The sequence below is a fragment of the Streptomyces lateritius genome (assembly GCF_014649715.1).
Taxonomy (GTDB): Bacteria; Actinomycetota; Actinomycetes; order Streptomycetales; family Streptomycetaceae; genus Streptomyces; species Streptomyces lateritius.
The window spans coordinates 310,585-328,067 of record NZ_BMTO01000003.1; the positions used below are offsets into that span (position 1 = coordinate 310,585).

13 protein-coding genes and 2 pseudogenes are annotated in these 17,483 nt (G+C 73.7%); 7 read left to right on the forward strand and 8 right to left on the reverse strand.

Going from position 1 to position 17,483, the window contains the following annotated elements; all coding sequences use genetic code 11:
• Positions 1 to 89: 89 nt before the first annotated feature.
• The 5 genes from IE136_RS07790 to IE136_RS07805 are packed head-to-tail and all read right to left on the reverse strand — an operon-like array spanning position 90 to position 6,165.
• Positions 90 to 1,343 (reverse strand): MFS transporter, encoded by a 1,254-nt coding sequence (locus IE136_RS07790; RefSeq protein ID WP_332836518.1) that lies wholly within the window; start codon positions 1,341 to 1,343, stop codon positions 90 to 92.
• Positions 1,340 to 2,014 carry an ATP-binding cassette domain-containing protein gene (locus IE136_RS35415; protein ID WP_158992694.1) on the reverse strand — a complete coding sequence of 225 codons (675 nt, stop codon included), beginning with the start codon at positions 2,012 to 2,014 and terminating at the stop codon, positions 1,340 to 1,342. The genes IE136_RS07790 and IE136_RS35415 overlap by 4 nt, the downstream gene beginning before the upstream one ends.
• A complete protein-coding gene (locus IE136_RS07795) occupies positions 2,011 to 2,952 on the reverse strand; it encodes an ABC transporter ATP-binding protein (RefSeq protein ID WP_189599913.1) in 942 nt (313 codons plus the stop codon). Before IE136_RS07795 ends, IE136_RS35415 begins: the two co-directional genes overlap by 4 nt.
• The gene (locus IE136_RS07800; protein WP_189599914.1) at positions 2,939 to 4,663 is read right to left on the reverse strand and encodes an ABC transporter permease subunit; all 1,725 of its coding nucleotides are present in this window, start codon (positions 4,661 to 4,663) and stop codon (positions 2,939 to 2,941) included. The genes IE136_RS07795 and IE136_RS07800 overlap by 14 nt, the downstream gene beginning before the upstream one ends.
• On the reverse strand, positions 4,660 to 6,165 hold the full coding sequence (locus IE136_RS07805) for an ABC transporter substrate-binding protein (RefSeq protein ID WP_373309033.1): 1,506 nt from the start codon (positions 6,163 to 6,165) through the stop codon (positions 4,660 to 4,662). Before IE136_RS07805 ends, IE136_RS07800 begins: the two co-directional genes overlap by 4 nt.
• Before the next feature lie 194 nt (positions 6,166 to 6,359).
• Here IE136_RS07805 and IE136_RS07810 point away from each other — a divergent pair, with 194 nt between their 5' ends.
• The 4 genes from IE136_RS07810 to IE136_RS07825 are packed head-to-tail and all read left to right on the forward strand — an operon-like array spanning position 6,360 to position 9,637.
• Complete coding sequence (locus IE136_RS07810; RefSeq protein WP_229818696.1) at positions 6,360 to 7,163, forward strand: amino acid ABC transporter ATP-binding protein; 804 nt, start codon at positions 6,360 to 6,362, stop codon at positions 7,161 to 7,163.
• Positions 7,164 to 7,204: 41 nt separating this feature from the next.
• Positions 7,205 to 8,050 carry a glutamate ABC transporter substrate-binding protein gene (locus IE136_RS07815; protein WP_158992700.1) on the forward strand — a complete coding sequence of 282 codons (846 nt, stop codon included), beginning with the start codon at positions 7,205 to 7,207 and terminating at the stop codon, positions 8,048 to 8,050.
• 10 nt (positions 8,051 to 8,060) lie between these two features.
• Entirely contained in the window at positions 8,061 to 8,726 is a 666-nt protein-coding gene (locus IE136_RS07820) for an amino acid ABC transporter permease (protein ID WP_158992702.1), read from the forward strand.
• Entirely contained in the window at positions 8,723 to 9,637 is a 915-nt protein-coding gene (locus tag IE136_RS07825) for an amino acid ABC transporter permease (protein WP_189599915.1), read from the forward strand. Before IE136_RS07820 ends, IE136_RS07825 begins: the two co-directional genes overlap by 4 nt.
• 12 nt (positions 9,638 to 9,649) lie before the next feature.
• Here the strand turns inward: IE136_RS07825 and IE136_RS07830 are convergent, their stop codons facing one another.
• Both IE136_RS07830 and IE136_RS07835 read right to left on the reverse strand, forming a co-directional pair.
• Positions 9,650 to 11,800 (reverse strand): MMPL family transporter, encoded by a 2,151-nt coding sequence (locus IE136_RS07830; protein ID WP_189599916.1) that lies wholly within the window; start codon positions 11,798 to 11,800, stop codon positions 9,650 to 9,652.
• 190 nt (positions 11,801 to 11,990) lie between these two features.
• Positions 11,991 to 12,485: a MarR family winged helix-turn-helix transcriptional regulator gene (locus tag IE136_RS07835; RefSeq protein ID WP_158992708.1), complete on the reverse strand. Its 495-nt coding sequence runs from the start codon at positions 12,483 to 12,485 to the stop codon at positions 11,991 to 11,993.
• Positions 12,486 to 12,575: 90 nt separating this feature from the next.
• Here IE136_RS07835 and IE136_RS07840 point away from each other — a divergent pair, with 90 nt between their 5' ends.
• Entirely contained in the window at positions 12,576 to 14,180 is a 1,605-nt protein-coding gene (locus tag IE136_RS07840; protein ID WP_189599917.1) for an SDR family oxidoreductase, read from the forward strand.
• Positions 14,177 to 15,550, forward strand: a complete 1,374-nt coding sequence (locus tag IE136_RS07845) for a cryptochrome/photolyase family protein (RefSeq protein ID WP_189599918.1) — start codon at positions 14,177 to 14,179, stop codon at positions 15,548 to 15,550. The genes IE136_RS07840 and IE136_RS07845 overlap by 4 nt, the downstream gene beginning before the upstream one ends.
• Here IE136_RS07845 and IE136_RS07850 read toward each other — a convergent pair.
• Positions 15,541 to 16,513, reverse strand: a pseudogene (locus tag IE136_RS07850) (MerR family transcriptional regulator). The gene IE136_RS07845 and the pseudogene IE136_RS07850 overlap by 10 nt on opposite strands.
• A 142-nt stretch (positions 16,514 to 16,655) precedes the next feature.
• Between IE136_RS07850 and IE136_RS07855 the strand changes: the two are divergent.
• A pseudogene (locus IE136_RS07855) lies at positions 16,656 to 17,204 on the forward strand (RNA polymerase sigma factor); the annotation flags it as partial.
• Between the last annotated feature and the right edge of the window lie 279 nt (positions 17,205 to 17,483).

Genomic DNA, 17,483 nt, shown 5'->3' on the forward strand with positions numbered 1-17,483 from the left:
CGCCGTGACCCGGCGGACCCTCGCAGAGGACGACGACACCACGACGGGGTGAACACGGCCACCGACGGCCTGCGGGCGCGTACGGGGGATCAGTTCGCGCTGTCCGCCGTCGCCGGCCTGCCGCTGCCCGCTCCCTTGTCCTCGCCACCGGCGGCCCGGCCGCCTCCGACCACCCCCCGGGGGACGAGCGGTACGGCCAGGAGCGGCACCGCGGCCAGGAGCAGCCAGGGAACGGGTCCCGGTCGTTCCAGGAGGGCGCCGGCAGGGGCGGCGCCCGCGAGGACGACCAGGCCCGAGACGGAGGAGAGCGCCCCGGTGAACAGCCCCAGCCTCTCGGCGCCCGCCAGTTCGGGAACGCACGCCCGCACCGCCGGAACCACGAGCATCTGACCGGCCGTGAGCAGCACCGTGAACGTCAGGGCGGGCCACAGACCCCCCACCGGGAGCAGGGCGCCGGTGGCCGTGAACGCGACGGCGATCACCACGAGACCGCAGCGGATCGTCGCCGGCCAGGACAGCCGCGCCGCGACCCAGCGCTCAAGCGGCAACTGACCGACGACGACCAGCGCCGAGGAGAGCGCGAAGAGCCAGCCGAGCGCCCGCTGCGACCCGGCGGCCCGGTCCAGTTCGGCCGGCAGCGCCAGATAGAGCTGGTTGTACGCCAGCAGGTAGCCGGAGTACGCGAGCGCGAGGCCGAGGAACCGGCGGTCGCGCCCCAGTGGCTTCCACGTGGTGGGCCGGTGCCGCCCGGCCGGCTCCGCGCGGGGCATGAGGAGCGCTTGCCCGGCGAGGACCACGACGAAGACGGCCGCCCCGGCCAGGCACGCGGCCCGGAAGTGCTCTCCCGAGGCCCCGTCGCCGGTCCCGTGGAGCAGCAGCGCGCCCAGGACGGGGCCGAGCAGGGCGCCGGCCTGTCCGCCGGCAGAGAAGAGGGCGAGGACGCGCGTGCGGGGCGGGCCGCCGTCGCCCTCGACGCGTACCGCCTCGCGCGCGATCTCGGTCTCCACGGCGGGCGAGAAGAGGGCGGCGGCGAAACCGACCAGGATCACGGCCCCCACGACCGCGCCCGTGGAGGTGGCGAAGGCCAGCCAGACGAAGCCGGTCACGCGCAGCGCGCATCCGGTGAGGACGACCGGCCGGGCGCCGTAGCGGTCGGTCAGCGCCCCGCCGACGACGAACATGCCCTGCTGGCTGAAGGTGCGCAGACCCAGAACGAGTCCGACCAGCCAGCCGCCGAGACCGAGCGCGCCGCCCAGGTGGTCCGCGAGATAGGGCAGTACGGCGAAGAAGCCGACATTGAAGGCGAACTGGCTGGCTATCAGCAGCCGGGCGAGCGGGGTCATGTGACGATCTTTCCGGCACGCATGGTGAGCACGCGGTCGCTCAGGTGCCGGACCGCGGCCATGTCGTGGGAGATGAAGAGATAGCCGAGGCCGAGCCTGTCCTGAAGGTCGAGCAGGAGGTTCAGGACGCCGGCGCGCAAGGAGGGGTCCAGGGCCGAGACGGGCTCGTCCAGGACGAGGAGCTCGGGCGCGCTCGCGAGCGCGCGGGCGATCCCGGCGCGCTGGCACTGGCCGCCGGACAGCTCGTGGGGGAGCCGCTCCCCGAGGACGGGGTCGAGACCGACCATGTCGAGGAGTTCGGCGACCCGCTCGGGCCCGGCCGGCCGCGACCAGCGTCCCTGGACCCGCAGGGGCTCGGCGATCTGTGCCCGGATGCGCCTGCGCGGGCTGAGGGAGCCGTAGGGGTCCTGGAAGACGGGCTGGAGACGCGGCCGGACCGCGCGCAGCCGGCGCTCGCTCAGCGCTGTCAGCTCCAGACCGTCGAACCGGACCTCGCCGGCGTGCGGCCGGCGCAGTCGCAGGACGGCCGCGGCGGTGGACGACTTCCCGCAGCCGGAAGGCCCGACGAGCCCCACCGTCTCTCCGGCGCGCACCTGGAAGGAGACACCGTCGACGGCGGTGGCCGCGCCGTAGCGCACGACCAGGTCTCGGACGTCGAGCAGCGGCGTCATGTCGTCTCCAGAGCGGCGTGGTGGCAGGCGACCGTACGTCCGTCGAGCGGGCGGGGCTCGGGCCGTTCGGTACGGCAGCGGTCGGTGGCGCGGGCGCAGCGGGGCGCGAAGGCGCACCCCGCCGCCGGCTCGCCCGGGGCCGGCGGGCGGCCGGGCACGACGGGCAGCCGGGTCTTCGGCGGCCTGGGGCCGCTGGGCAGGGAGGCGAGCAGACCCGCCGTGTAGGGGGCGAGCGGTCGGGCGAGGACCCGGTCCACCGGCCCGTACTCGGCCAGGGCGCCCGCGTACAGGACCGCCATACGGTCCGCGTGCGCCCGTACGACGTCCAGTGCGTGGGTCACCAGGACCAGGGAGGCGCCCGTGGCCGAGCACCGCTCGCGGAGCAGGCCGAGGACCATGTCCTGCGTGGCGGGGTCCAGCGCGGTGGTCGGCTCGTCGGCGACCACGACGTCCGGCCGGTTCACCAGCGCCATGGCCAGGACGGCCCGTTGCCGCATGCCGCCGGAGAACTCGTGCGGAAAGGAACCGGACCTGGCGGCCGGAATTCCGACCTCGGACAGCGCCTCCCGGGCCCTGAGACGGGCGTCCTTCCTCGACAGACCCTGAACCGACCTGACGGCGAGAGCGAGTTGGTCGCCGACCGGGTGGGCGGGGGAGAGCGCGGAGAGCGCGTCCTGCGGGACCAGCGCGATACGACGCCCCCAGTCGGCGGGCGTGACCGGGGAACCGTGCAGCAGCACACGGCCGGCGGACGTCGCCCCGCGCGGGGCCATCCCGAGCAGCGCGCGGGCCGTGAGCGACTTGCCCGCGCCCGACTCGCCCACGAGGGCCAGGACCTCACCGGGCAGGACGTCGAAGGAGAGGCCGCGGACGACGTCCACGCCGTCGAAGCCGACGCGCAGTCCGCGTACCGAGAGGAGAGCGTCAGACCGTGGCACGGGTCGTCCTTCGTCGCGGGGGAACGGTGTGGCCGCGCGCCGGCGTCCCCGACAGGGAGACGGCGAGCGCCGCGAGGAGTGCGAGGGCCACCGACGGCGCGAGGGCGGCGACCGGGGCCCGCTCGACGTAGTCGGCGGACTCGTCGAGAAGCAGGCCCCACTCGGGGGACGGCGGCTGCGCGCCGAGGCCGAGGAAGCCGAGCGAGGCCAGGGCGAGCGCGATGCCGGGCAGCCGCAGGACGGCGTGCCGGGCGACCGGGGCGGCCACCGATGGCAGGACGTGCCGACCGAGGATCCACAGCGGACCGGCGCCCATGGCGCGCTGGGCCATGAGGAAGCCGGAGGCCCGTACCTCCTGGGCCAGGGCGGCGGCGTGGGACGCGAGCGGCGGCCACGAGACCAGGGCGACGGCGAGGGCCGCGGCGCCGGTGCCGGGGCCCGTCGCGGCGGCGACGAGGATGCCGGCGACCACCGGCGGGACGGCGTTGGCGATGTCGGCGAGGCCGGAGGCCAGATTCGGCAGGAAGCCGATCGCGAGCGCGATCAGATACCCGAGCAGGCACACGGCCGTGGCCGTACCGACCGTCGAGGCCGCGCCGTGCCCCAACCGGGCCAGGACGTCCCGCCCGAGCGCGTCGGTGCCGAGCGGATGCTCCGCCGAGGGGGCGGAGAGCCGCAGCGCCGTGTCGACGGCGAACGGTTCGCGCAGCAGGCCCCAGCCGATCACCACGACCAGGACCGCCCCCAGTGCGAGGGGAACGGCCGGGGGTACCCGTACCGGACGGGCGGCGGGCAGCGTGAGACCCGCGTCGCGCAGGGCGGGGCCGAGCAGCCTGCGGCGTACGGCGGCGCACACCGCGCCCACCAGCAGCCCGAACCCGAGGAGCGCGAGCACCGTCCCCTGGAGAAGCGGCAGGTCCTGGGACTTGGCCGCGCCCAGAGCCGTACGGCCGAGGCCCGGGATCGCGAACACCGTCTCCACGGCGACCGCGCCACCGGTCAGACCGACCACGACCATCCCGAACTGCGGTACCAGCGGCGGCAGGACACGACGGACGGCGGCCGCGGCGACCTGGACGCGTCCGACACCCGCCCCGCGCCACAGCTCCACCCAGCGCTCCTCCAGGACCGAGGGCAGCGCGTCCGCGACCAGCCGGCCGAGCAGCGCACCCGCCGGAACGCCGAGGGCGAGCGCGGGCAGGACGAGGTGACGGGGCCCGGCCCAGCCGGAGGTCGGGAACCAGCCGAGCCCCACTCCGGCCACGATCAACAGGCCCAGGGCGAGGAGGAATTCGGGGACGGCGGCGAGCACCGCGGCGACCGTGCCCGCCGTGCCGCGCCCCCGTACGAGAACGGGCGCGGCGAGGGAGGCTCCCACGAGCAGCGCGACGGCCAGGGCGGCGCCCATGAGGGAGAGGGAGACCCGCAGACCGGCCGTCACCGACGGCAGGACGTCGGTGCCCGAGACCCAGGAGATCCCCAGGTCGCCTCGGAGCAGGCCGCCGGCCCACTGTCCGAGCAGGCCCAGCGGGCCCGCGTCGAGCCCGAGGTCCGCGCGGACCGCGGCGAGGGCCTCCGGCGTCGGTTCCTGTTCGGCGGACCTGGCTCGCAGCAGGCTGAGGGCGGGGTCCTTGCCGGACAGCCACGGCAGCAGCCCGGCCGCCGTCAGGACGGCGACCAGACCGGCCGCCCGCGCGAGGGTCGCTCTCACCTGACGAAGGTGTCGAGCGTGACCAGCTCGCGCTCGCGCGGATCGTGCGCGGCGCCGCTCACGTGCGCCGCGTCGCCCTGGATCACCCGCTCGTGCAGCAGGGGTACGGCGGCGTCGGTGGCGAGCACGGCGGCCTCCGCGCGCATGATGTCCCGGCGCCGGGCCTCGCCCGTCGCGGTCCCCGACGCGGTGGTCAGTGCCCGGTCGACGGCGGGGTCGGAGAGCTGGGCGATGTTGAAGGAGCCGCTGCCCGCGAAGTCGCTGTACAGGTACGCGGCGGGGTCGCCGGAGTCGAGGACGGTGGCCCGGGAGAGGATGAAGGCGTCGAACTTCCCGGCCAAGGCGTCCGCCTCGATGTTGGCGTACTCGCGGACGTCGAGCGTGACCTGGAAGCCGGCCGCCCGCAGCTGCTGCTGCAGGACCTGCGCGACCTCGGGCAGCTCGGCCCGGTCGGTGAAGGTACCGATGGTGATCCTGGCGCCCTCGGCGGCACCGGCCGCCGGGCGCGCGACCTTCCCGCGCAGCTTCGCCGCCCAGGGCAACGCGGGGCCGAGCAGGCCCTCCGCGACGTCGGCCCTCCCCTCGTACACGCCCTTGACGATCTGCTCGGCGTCGATCGCCTCGCGGGCCGCGGCGCGCAGCCCCGCGTCCTTGAACGGGCCGGAGCCCGTGTTGAGGTAGAGGGTGTTGGTGCGCGGCATCGGCACCTCGGTGATCAGCTTCGGGTCGAGCAGCGCGGCCTGCGACACGGGGACGGCCTCGACGATGTCGGCCTCGCCGCTGCGCAGGGCGGCCGCCCGTGCGGTGCCGTCGGGCACGAACTTCACGTCTATGCCGGAGGCCTTCGCCTTGCCGCCCCAGTACGCGTCGTAGCGGTTCAGCGTCGCCGACGCGGTGCCGGACACCTTCACGAGCTCGAAGGGGCCGGTACCGGCGCCCACCGGGTCGACGGTCCTGCCGCGGTACGCCTTGGCGGCCAGGACGGACAGCTGCGGCGAGCTGAGCCGTTGCGGTACGAGGGGGTCTGCGGTGGCCGTGGTGACGGTGACCGTGTGCGGCCCGGTGGCCCGGACGGAGAGGTCGACTCCGTCGAGGATGCGCGGCTTGGGGGAGGCGCCGGTGGCGGCCGTCAGGGATGTCACGACGGACCGGGCGGTGAGGGCCGTGCCGTCGTGGAAGGTGACGCCTCGGCGGAGTGTGAACGTCCAGGTCCTGTCGGTCCGCTTCCAGGCGGTGGCGAGGGCGGGGACGGCGTTGCCGTCGCGGTCGAGCCGGACCAGCGTCTCGGCGGTGGACCAGCGCGACAGCTTGAAGGCGTCGTCCGACAGCGGCGAGAGGCCCGAGCGGGGCGGCTGCATCATCGCGAGGCGCAGCCGCCCGTCCCGGGAGCCCTCCGAGGAGGTGCCGGAGGCGGAGAAGCATCCGGTGAGCAGGGTCGCGGCGGTTCCGGCGGCGAGGGTCGCGAGCAGGGCGCGGCGGGGTGTCGAGGGGTTTTCGGGCAGGCGCAAGTCGGGCCCCAACGGGAGGTGCGGCGGGTGGATGAGGCACCGACCCTAGCATTATGACAATCGTTTTCATTCATCCGCCCGCCCCGGGCGCGAAGCCCTCCCTTCCGGCGTGCGCGCGCCGGACGGAGGGCGGAGCATGAACGTGGGGAGACAGCGCACAAGCGGGGGCGGTGACCCAGGAGGGTGCCATGCCCGTCCGGGACGGCGGCAGCGGCGGCGGCCACGGAGACGGCCGCCACGGCGACGGAGACGGCGGCGACGCGCTCGTCGTCCTGCGGGACGTCGACAAGCACTTCGGTGCGCTCCATGTGCTCCGGTCCATCAACCTGACCGTGGGCCGGGGCGAGGTCGTGGTCGTGATCGGTCCGTCCGGCGGCGGGAAGTCGACGCTCTGCCGGGCCATCAACCGGCTGGAGACCATCGACTCCGGCGAGATCTTCATCGACGGCAGGCCTCTGCCCGCCGAGGGCCGCGAACTCGCCGCGCTGCGCGCCGACGTCGGCATGGTCTTCCAGTCCTTCAACCTCTTCGCGCACAAGACCGTGCTCGAGAACGTCACCCTCGGGCAGGTCAAGGTCCGCAAGAAGGACAAGAAGACCGCCGACGGGCGGGCCCGGCAACTGCTCGACCGGGTGGGAGTCGCCTCCCAGGCCGACAAGTACCCGGCGCAGCTCTCCGGCGGACAGCAGCAGCGCGTGGCGATCGCACGCGCGTTGGCCATGGATCCGAAGGTGATGCTCTTCGACGAGCCGACCTCCGCGCTCGACCCCGAGATGATCAACGAAGTCCTCGAAGTCATGCAGCAACTCGCCCGCGACGGCATGACCATGGTCGTCGTCACCCACGAGATGGGCTTCGCCCGCTCCGCCGCCAACCGCGTGGTGTTCATGGCCGACGGCCGGATCGTGGAGCAGACGACGCCCGACCAGTTCTTCAGCAACCCGAGCAGCGACCGCGCCAAGGACTTCCTGTCCAAGATCCTGCACCACTGAACCGCGGCTCCGCGTGCACAGCAGCCTCCAGGGGTGATCACATGAACCCGCGCAAGCTCACCAAGGCCGGTGTGGCCGCGGCCGCGGCCCTCGCTCTCTCCTTCTCCGTGGCCGGCTGCGGCGACGACGGCGGTGGCGGCGGCACCGGCGGCGACAACGAGAAGATCACCGTCGGCATCAAGTTCGACCAGCCCGGCCTCGGGCTCAAGACGCCCGACGGCACGTACACCGGATTCGACGTCGACGTGGCCACCTACGTCGCCAAGGAACTCGGCCACGATCCCGGTGACATCGAGTGGAAGGAGGCCAAGAGCGCCGACCGCGAGACGATGCTCCAGCGAGGCGACGTCGACTTCATCACGGCCTCCTACTCGATCAACGACGAGCGGGCGGAGAAGGTCGACTTCGCCGGTCCGTACCTCCTGGCGCACCAGGACGTCCTGATCCGGGCGGACGACAACTCCATCACCAAGCCCTCGGACCTGAACAACAAGAAGCTCTGCTCGGTCACCGGCTCCACCTCCGCGCAGAACATCAAGACGAAGGTGGCCCCGGAGGCGCAACTCCAGGAGTACGGCGGATACTCCGAGTGCCTCACCGGCCTGGAGAACGGCGTGATCGACGCGCTGACCACCGACGACTCGATCCTCGCCGGCTATGCGGCCCAGGAGGAGTTCAAGGGCAAGTTCAAGCTCGGCGGCTTCAAGCTGAGCAACGAGAACTACGGCATCGGCGTACAGAAGGGCAGCGAACTCAAGGCACAGATCAACACCGCGCTCGAGAAGATGGTCGCCGACGGCTCCTGGGAGCAGGCCGTGAAGAAGAACTTCGGCCCGGCCGGCTACAAGAACGAACCTCCCCCGAAGATCGGCGAGATCGTCCGGTGAGCAGGCCGACGTGTTCGACTTCCTCGAAGGGTACGACCTGCTGGGAGCCTTCTGGGTGACGGTGCAGCTCACCGTCATCTCGGCGATCGGTTCCCTGATCTGGGGGACGCTGCTGGCCGCCATGCGCGTCAGCCCCGTCCCCCTGATGCGGGGCTTCGGCACCGCCTATGTGAACGTCGTCCGCAACATCCCCCTCACCGTCATCATCGTCTTCACCTCGCTCGGCCTCTTCCAGACGCTCGGCGTCAGCATGGGCGCCAAGGACTTCACCACCATCAACTTCCGGCTGGCCGTGCTCGGGCTGATCGCCTACACCGCGGCCTTCGTCTGCGAGGCGGTGAGGTCCGGCATCAACACCGTGCCCGTCGGCCAGGTCGAGGCGGCCCGCGCCATCGGGCTCGACTTCCCCCAGGTGCTGCGCCTGATCGTGCTGCCCCAGGCGTTCCGCTCGGTCGTCGGGCCCCTCGCCAACGTCCTCATCGCCCTCACCAAGAACACCACCGTCGCCGCCGCCATCGGTGTCGGCGAAGCCGCCCTGCTGATGCGCGAGATGATCGAGAACGAGGCCCAGCTCATCCTCATCTCGGTGATCTTCGCCGTCGGCTTCATCTGCCTCACGCTTCCGACCGGGCTCCTCCTCGGCCGGCTGAGCAAGAAGGTGGCGGTGAAGCGATGAAGGAACGGCCCACCGTCCTGTACGACGTCCCCGGCCCCCGCGCCCGGCGGCGCAACGTCCTCTACACCGTGCTCTTCCTGCTCGCCCTCGCCGCTCTGATCTGGTGGGTGGTGCTGAGCCTGGAGGAGAAGAACCAGCTCGAATGGTCCAAGTGGTCGCCGTTCTTCACCGACTCCCGCGCCTGGACGACGTACATCCTCCCCGGTCTGGAGAACACCCTCATCGGCGCGGCGCTCGCCATGGTCATCGCCCTGCCTCTCGGCGCGCTCTTCGGTATCGCCCGGCTCTCCGACCACCGCTGGGTGCGGGGGGCGGCCGGGACGGTCGTGGAGTTCTTCCGCGCCATCCCCGTCCTGATCCTCATGCTCTTCGCCAACGCCGCGTACTCCGAGTTCACCGACATCAGGCCCGAGACCCGCCCGCTGTACGCGGTCGTCACCGGCCTCGTGCTGTACAACGCCTCCGTGCTCGCCGAGGTGGTGCGGGCCGGGATCCTGTCCCTGCCCGCCGGCCAGACCGACGCGGCCAAGGCCATCGGCATGCGCAAGGGCCAGACCATGGCGCACGTCCTGCTGCCCCAGTCGGTCACCGCGATGCTGCCGGCCCTGGTCAGCCAGCTCGTCGTCATCGTCAAGGACACCGCGCTCGGCGGCGCGATGCTCGGCTTCTCCGAGCTCCTCGCCTCGGTCCGGCCCATGAGCGCCAACTACGGCGCCAACACCATCGCCAGCTTCACCGTCGTCGCCGTGATCTTCGTCCTCCTCAACTTCGCGCTCACCACGTTCGCCGCCTGGCTCGAACGCCGGCTGCGGCGGGCGAAGAAGTCGACGGGCGCGGTCGTCGGAGCCGACGCGGTCGAGGAACTGGCCACACCCGGCGAGCACGTCGGCCCCGCCGACGGGCCGAAGTGACTCGAGGGACGCTCACGCGCCGGGCGGCCCCGCGGAGCGGGCCGGCATACCCGGCCACCACACCGGGCGGCCGATGTCGCGGACGAGGGCCGGCACCAGCAGCGAGCGGACCACGAGCGTGTCGAGCAGCACGCCGAAGGCGACGATGAAGGCGATCTGCGCCAGGAACGCCAACGGGATCACGCCCAGCGCCGCGAACGTGGCCGCGAGGACGACGCCGGCCGAGGTGATGACGCCACCCGTCGCGATCAGCCCGCGCAGGACGCCCTCCCGCACGCCGTGCCGCAAGGTCTCCTCGCGGACCCGGGACATCAGGAAGATGTTGTAGTCCACGCCGAGGGCGACCAGGAACACGAATCCGTACAGCGGAACCGACGGGTCCGTGCCCGTGAAGCCGAAGACGTGGGGGAAGACGAGGGCCGAGACCCCGAGGGTGGCGACGAAGTTCAGCGCCACCGTGGCGACGAGCAGCAGCGGCAGGAGCACGGAGCGGAGCAGCCCGACGAGAACGACCAGGATGATCAGCAGTACCACCGGAACGATCAGCGCCCGGTCGCGCTCGGCCGTCAGCCGGGTGTCGTACTGCTGCGCGCTCTGGCCGCCGACCAGGGCGTCCGCTCCGGGCACCGCGTGCAGCGCTTCCCTAAGACGTACGACGGTGGCCTTGGCGGCGTCGCTGTCCGAGGCGTCGCTCAGGGTGACGTCGATACGGACCCGCCCGCCGGCGATCAAGGGGGCGCCCGCTCCGGGGCGGCCGGAGGCGGTGAACAGGGCGGCGGAGTCGACGCCCTCGACGTCCTCGGCGGTCGCCCTCACCCGGTCGGCGGCGCCCGCCCGGGCGATCACGACGGCCGGGTTGCCGGCCCCGCCGGGGAAGTGACGGCCGAGCGTCTCCTGCGCGGCGACCGAGGGGGCGTCGCTCACGAAGATCTCGTCCAGGGGCACACCCTTGGAGTCGAGGGCCGGGGCGAACGCGGCGCAGGCGAGGAGACCGGCGAGCGTCACCGCCCAGACCTTGCGGGGCGCGCGGTCGACGATCCCCGCGACCCGGCGCCAGATCCGGTGACCGCCGCCGCGGGTCCCGTCCTGGGCGGGGTCCTGGGCGTCGCCTCGGGCAGCGCCCTGGCCCTCGGCCGGCCGCGGCCGGGCGGGCCAGTAGGCGGCCCGGCCGAGCAGGACCAGGACGGCGGGCAGGAAGGTCAGGGCGCTCAGGACGGCGCAGACGATGCCGATCGCGCCGACCGGCCCGAGGGCCCGGTTGTTGGTGAGGTCGCTGAGGAGCAGCGCGATCAGGCCGAGCGCCACGGTCGCGGCGCTGGCCGTGATCGGACCGTACGACTGCCGCAGCGCGGCACGCATGGCGGAGAACCGGTCGCCCCCCTCACGCGCGGAGAGCTCCTCCCGGTACCGCGCGGCCAGCAGCAGCGCGTAGTCGGTGGCGGCGCCGATGACCAGGATCGACAGGATGCCCTGCACCTGACCGTCCACCCGGACGACACCGTGGTCGGCCAGCACGTACACGACGGCGCAGGCCAGGCCCAGCGAGAACACCGCACCGACGATGATCACCAGAGGCAGCAGCACGCTCCGGTACACCAGGAGCAGGATGATCAGCACGGTGGCGAGGGCGACCCCGAGCAGCAGCCCGTCGATGCCGGCGAACGCCTGGGAGAGGTCGGCCTGGGTGGCTGCGGGCCCGGCGAGCCACACGGTCGTCCCGGGCACGGACGCGGCCGCGTCGTCGATCGTCCGCAGCGTCGTGGGCAGCGCGTCCCCGAGGTCCGGGCGGAGCTGGACGGCTCCCCGCAGGGCCTGGCCGTCCTCGGACGGCAGGGCGGGGGAGGGCGCGCCGACGACACCCGGTTCTCCCGTGAGGGAGGCCAGGGCGCGCGTGGCGGAAGCCTGCTGCCCGGCGTCGAGCCGGCCACCCTCGGCGGAGGTCCAGACGACGATCGCGGGGACCGTCTCCTCCTGACGGAAGGCCCGCTGCGCCTCGAGCACCCGGGTGGATTCGGCGCTGCGGGGCAGGAAGGCGGCCTGGTCCCGGGTGGCGACCTCGCCCAGCTTGCCGGCGTACGGACCGAGGCCGCCCCCGATCAGGAGCCAGACGACGAGGAGGACGAGGGGCAGCACTCTGCGGGCCCACGGGGCGGTTCGGGACATGGCGGCTCTCCAGTGAGGAGGTCTCTCAACGACAAACAATCTCAATGATTGAGAGAGATTGAACCACGGCGGAAGAGACGCCTGGACGGCGGCTCCCTGCCGTCTTCGGAACGGTGACGCCGAACGGATGCACCCACGGCGGGTACGGGCAGAAAGAAGAAAAGGGGGCCTGGGGGAAGAAGGACGGCCGTCAGCGGCGGGGGGCGCGCAGCTCGCCCAGTTCCGCGTTGAGAGCGTCGAGGAACCGCAGCGCGACGGCCAGCTCCTCCTCTTCGAACTGGAGCCGGGCCCGCTCCGCCGCCTGCGCCAGCGGCATGAAGTAGCTGCGCGCGGCGGCCCGGGCGCCCTCCACGTAATGCACGTGGACCACGCGCCGGTCGGCACTCTCCCGCGAGCGGCGGATGTGCCCGGCCCGCTCCAGCCGGTCGAGGCAGGCGGTGACCGCCCCCGAGGTCAGGCCCAGGTGCTCCCGCAGCCGGCCCGGCGTCAGAGGCTCCGGGCTGTCCAGCACGACGGAGAGCGCCTGCACGTCCGTGGGATGCAGACCCTGCGCGAGTGCGAAACCGTGGACGAGCCGGTTGATCTCACCGTTCGTCCGCCGCAGTGCGACGGCGAAAGCGTGCAGATCGCCCGGCGCGCGCTCGGGCGCGCTGCCACTGGTCTCTCGTTCCTCTGTGCCGGCCACACGATCAGCCTATAGAAACGCCGCGCATCCACAGCGGCCGCGACCGAGGAAGAGAAGGACGAAGCACCCGCGAACGGAGCACACACCTCCATGACCGACACAGCCCAGCACAGCACCCCGGAGTCCCACCCCTCACCGGGCCGGCGGTGCCTGGTCACCGGCGCCAGCGGCTACATCGGCGGACGGCTCGTCCCCGAGCTGCTCGCGGCCGGTCACCGGGTCCGCTGCCTCGCCCGCACCCCGGCGAAACTGCGCGACCACCCCTGGGCCGGCCGGACCGACATCGTTCGCGGCGATGTCACCGACGCCGCGACCCTGTCGCCCGCCCTACGGGACATCGACGTCGCGTACTACCTGGTGCACGGTCTGGGAGGCCGCGACTTCGAGCGCACGGACCGCGCGGCCGCCAGCACCTTCGCCGAACAGGCCCGCGCCGCCGGCGTGCGCCGCGTGGTCTACCTCGGCGGCCTCAGCCCACGCGGCGTCCCGGACGAGGAACTCTCGCCCCATCTGCGCTCCCGCGCCGAGGTCGGCCGCATCCTGCTGGACTCCGGTGTCCCCACCACCGTCCTGCGCGCCGCCGTGATCATCGGCTCCGGGTCCGCCTCCTTCGAGATGCTCCGCTACCTGACCGAGCGCCTGCCCGTCATGGTCACCCCGAGCTGGGTCCGCACCCGCATCCAGCCCATCGCCGTACGGGACGTCCTGCGCTATCTGGTCGGCAGTGCCCGGATGCCCGACGACGTCAGCCGGGTCTTCGACATCGGTGGTCCCGACGTCCTCACCTACCTCGACATGATGCGCCGGTACGCCGCCGTCGCCGGCCTGCCCCGACGGCTGATCCTCCCCGTGCCCGTCCTCACCCCACGCCTCTCCAGCCACTGGGTCGGCCTGGTCACCCCTGTGCCGAGCTCCCTCGCCCGTCCGCTCGCGGAATCCCTCCGGCACGAGGTCGTCTGCCACGAGCACGACATCGCCTCCCTGGTTCCCGACCCACCGGGCGCCCCGCTGCCCTTCGACACGGCGCTCACCCTCGCCCTCCAGCGGGTCCGCGAGGCCGACGTCACCACGCGCTGGTCCTCCGCCTCCGTGCCCGGAGCCCCCAGCGACCCGCTTCCCACCGACCCCGACTGGGCCGGCGGAAGCCTCTACAGCGACACACGCGAACGCACGGTGGCGGCCCGGCCCGAGGCGCTGTGGCGGGTCATCGAGGGCATCGGCGGCGAGAACGGCTGGTACTCCTTCCCCCTCGCCTGGGCGGTGCGGGGCTGGCTCGACCGTCTCGTCGGCGGCGTCGGACTGCGCCGCGGCCGCCGCGACGCCGCACGCCTGCGCGTCGGCGACTCGCTGGACTTCTGGCGGGTCGAGGAGATCGAGCGCGGCCGTCTGCTGAGACTCCGGGCCGAGATGCGGCTCCCCGGGCTCGCCTGGCTGGAGATGTACGCCGAACGGGACGAGGAGGGGCGGACGAGGTACCGGCAACGAGCTCTGTTCCATCCCCACGGCCTCGCGGGCCAGGCGTACTGGTGGAGCGTCTCGCCCTTCCACGCCGTCGTCTTCGGGGGCATGGCCCGCTCCATCGCGCGCACGGCGGAGGCGAGCGAAGCCGCCGGCGGCGCCCCGTCCACGGCGCCGCCCGCCCCCGCCGCCACCTCGCCGTCCGCCGCCTCCGCCCCACCGGGAGAAGCCCCATGACCGTCTCGGTCGTCCTGTTCACGTCGGACCTCCGGCTCCACGACCATCCCCCGCTGCGCGCCGCGCTGGGCCCGGGCGACGAGACCGTCCCCCTCTTCGTACGGGACCCGGCGGTGGACCGGGCGGGCTTCGCCGCGCCCAACAGGCTCGCCTTCCTCGCCGACTGCCTCGGCGACCTGGACGCCGGGCTGCGGGAGAGGGGCGGTCGGCTCGTGGTGCGCTCCGGCGACACCGTCGAGGAAGTCTGCTCAGTGGCGAGGGAGGCCGAGGCGGGGGAGGTGCACATGGCGGCCGGGTGCAGCGCGTTCGCCCGCCGCCGCGAGGACCGGCTGCGGTCCGCCCTCGAGGCGGCGGGCCGGCGGCTGTACGTCCACGACGGCGTGGAGACCGCCGTTCCGGCGGGCGCCGTAACCCCGCAGGGGTCCGACCACTTCGCCGTCTTCACGCCGTACTTCAGACGCTGGAGCCAGGAGCGGCTGCGCGAGCCGCTGGCGGCGCCCCGGCGCGTACGGGTGCCCGAGCGGATCCGTACCGAAGAGGTCCCGGCACGTGCGGCTGTCGCCTCCGTCTCCCCGGGCCTGGCCACCGGCGGCGAGAGGGAGGCCCGCGAACGGCTCACGGCCTGGCTGGCCGCGCACCTCGACGCGTACGCCGACCAGAACGACGACCTGGCGGCCGACACCACCTCGCGCCTCTCTCCGTACCTCCACTTCGGCGCCCTGTCCGCGACGGAGGTCGTGCACCGGGCCCGGTCCCAGGGCGGGCCGGGCGCCGAGGCGTTCGTACGGCAGCTCTGCTGGCGCGACTTCCATCGCCAGGTGCTCGCCGCCCGCCCCAGGGCGGCGGTCGAGGACTACCGTCCACGCGGCGACCGGTGGCGCGTGGGCCGCGAGGCGGAGGCCGACCTGCGGGCGTGGCGGGAGGGGCGGACCGGCTACCCCGTCGTCGACGCCGTCATGCGGCAGATGGCGTACGAGGGTTGGGCGCACGGCCGGGGACGACTGCTCGCGGCCTCCTTCCTCACCAAAACGCTCTACCTCGACTGGCGGGCCGGCGCCCGGCACTTCCTGGAACTCCTCGTGGACGGCGACGTCGCCAACAACCAGCTCAACTGGCAGTGGATGGCGGGCACGGGCACCGACAGCCGCCCCAACCGGGTCCTCAACCCGGTCCTCCAGGGCCTTCGGTACGACCCCGAGGGGGTGTACGTACGGCGCTGGGTGCCCGAGCTCGGCGGGATCGAGGGAGCGCGGATCCACGAGCCGTGGAAGCTGCCCGGCCTTGAACGGGCCCGCTACGACTATCCCGACCCGCTCGTCGAACTCGCCGACGGACTCGCACGCTTCCGACAGGCGCGCGGTCAGACCTGAGCGGTACTCACCGTGCCCGCGCACAGCCGGTGCAGGAGCGTCGCCGCCTCCCGCAGTCCTGCGGGCCGGAACATGCCCGGGCGGCCGGGCGGCGGGCCCGCCCAGCCGGGGCCGGCGAGGACCACGACCGCCCGGTTCCGGGCTCCCTTCACGCCCCAGGACGTGTCGGCGACATGCCGGGCGAGCGAATGGTTCGCGGTGGAGCGTGCCTGGGCCCACAGGACGACGGCGGCAGGGCCTGTCCTGCGTACGGCTTGGTCGAGGGCGTCCGGTGGCACGGCGGCGCCGAACATCCGGACGGGCACGCCGAATTCGGAGAGAGCGGCGGCGAGGGCCTCCAGCGGAAGGGTGTGCTGTTCGTTCGGGACGCAGGCGAGGAGAGCCGGCGGGACTCCGGCACGTTCCGTGTCGCTCAGGGTGGGCGCGGCGCCCGGCGCAACGCGGTCGCGATGTGCCAGGAGAGCAGGTGCTCCACCTCCACGTACCGGTCGCCGGAGGTCTCCCAGCGACGCCCCACGGCGTGCAGCGTCGGCACCAGCACGTCCTCCCAGGCGGTGACCAGACCGTGCTCCGCGATCGCGGAGCCCAGCAGCCGCTCCAGGGCGGCGGAGTCGAGGCGGACGGCGGCCCGGGCGAGCCCGCGGGCCGCGCGCCGGACGTCGCCGGGCGACAACCGGTCGTGCTCCGCCGCCGGGAGGGGGCTGGTCCGCTCCGCCGACGGCCCCGTGGGGCCGTCGGCGCGCGCCGCCCGGGCGGCCTCCGCGGGCGGCACGCCCGACGCGGTCAGCCGGCACATCTCCTCCAGCACCGCGATGTCCGAGGCCGTCCACCGGCGGTGCCTGCCCTCCTGGCGGGCGACCGGGCCGATGCCGTAGCGCTGGTCCCACGACCGCAGGGTCGTGGGGGACACGCCGAGGCGCGCGCGACGGCGCCGCTGGTGAGACCAGGGGGTGATGCGGTCATGGTTCGAGCGTACGACGCACGATCGATGCGAGTGGAACGCAGAGGGCGGGGCGGCCGAGCCTGGAAGGGCCCGAGCGGCGCGGGATCCTGTTCCGCCCCGCCCGTCCGCCCCCGCCCCGGTCGAGGCCCGAGGAGCACCGTCATGAGCGCACCGTCCGCCACTACCGTCACCGGGCTCCCCGACGAGGAGGTGGCCGCAGGGCTCGTCCGGGGTGACGAGCGCTGTGTGGACGAGGCGTACCGGCGCTGGGGCGGCCTGGTGCAGGGCCTCGCGGCCCGCACGCTCGGTGATCCGGGGGAGGCGGAGGACGTCACTCAGCAGGTCTTCCTCGCCGCCTGGCGCGGCCGCGCGGGCTACCGGCCCGAGCGGGGGCCGCTCGCCGGGTGGCTCGTCGGCATCGCCCGGCGGAAGATCGCCGACGCGCTCGCGGCCCGCACCCGTCGTCGCGAGCTGGTGGTCGCCGCCGCCCTGCCCCATGACGGAGCCCCCGGCGAGGTAACCGACAGGGTGCTCGACCGGGTCCTGGTCGCCGGCGAGCTGGCCAAACTTCCCCCGGTCCAGCGGGAAGTGCTGGCCCTGGCCTTCTACGGAGACCTCACCCAGCCGCAGATCGCCGAGCGCACGGGCATGCCGCTCGGCACCGTGAAGAGCCATGCGCGGCGCGGCCTCCTGCGCCTGCGTCGGGGTCTCGCGGCGCCGGGGGTGGCGACGGACGACGCAGCATCGATGCGTTCACGTCGGCCCTCGGGGGCAGGCGCCCCGTCCGCCGACCGGCACCGCGACGGCCGCCGGGGTGGACCGAGCCAGGCGGAGGCGGCCCCTGCGCCCGGGTGTGGCCCCACAGACGGGCCTACGTCGGGTGCGCGCACCGGCACGCTCGTCGCCGACGACGGCGCCCGCCCGGTCCTCGTCGGCGGCGGCACCGGCACGCTCGTCGCCGACGACGGCGCCCGCCCGGTCCTCGTCGGC

Bases quoted from the DNA above. Each gene is read 5' to 3' on its own strand.
- IE136_RS07790 (WP_332836518.1), bottom strand. From the start codon at position 1,343: ATGACCCCGCTCGCCCGGCTGCTGATAGCCAGCCAGTTCGCCTTCAAT.
- IE136_RS35415 (WP_158992694.1), bottom strand. From the start codon at position 2,014: ATGACGCCGCTGCTCGACGTCCGAGACCTGGTCGTGCGCTACGGCGCG.
- IE136_RS07810 (WP_229818696.1), top strand. From the start codon at position 6,360: ATGCCCGTCCGGGACGGCGGCAGCGGCGGCGGCCACGGAGACGGCCGC.
- IE136_RS07815 (WP_158992700.1), top strand. From the start codon at position 7,205: ATGAACCCGCGCAAGCTCACCAAGGCCGGTGTGGCCGCGGCCGCGGCC.
- IE136_RS07825 (WP_189599915.1), top strand. From the start codon at position 8,723: ATGAAGGAACGGCCCACCGTCCTGTACGACGTCCCCGGCCCCCGCGCC.
- IE136_RS07830 (WP_189599916.1), bottom strand. From the start codon at position 11,800: ATGTCCCGAACCGCCCCGTGGGCCCGCAGAGTGCTGCCCCTCGTCCTC.
- IE136_RS07840 (WP_189599917.1), top strand. From the start codon at position 12,576: ATGACCGACACAGCCCAGCACAGCACCCCGGAGTCCCACCCCTCACCG.
- IE136_RS07845 (WP_189599918.1), top strand. From the start codon at position 14,177: ATGACCGTCTCGGTCGTCCTGTTCACGTCGGACCTCCGGCTCCACGAC.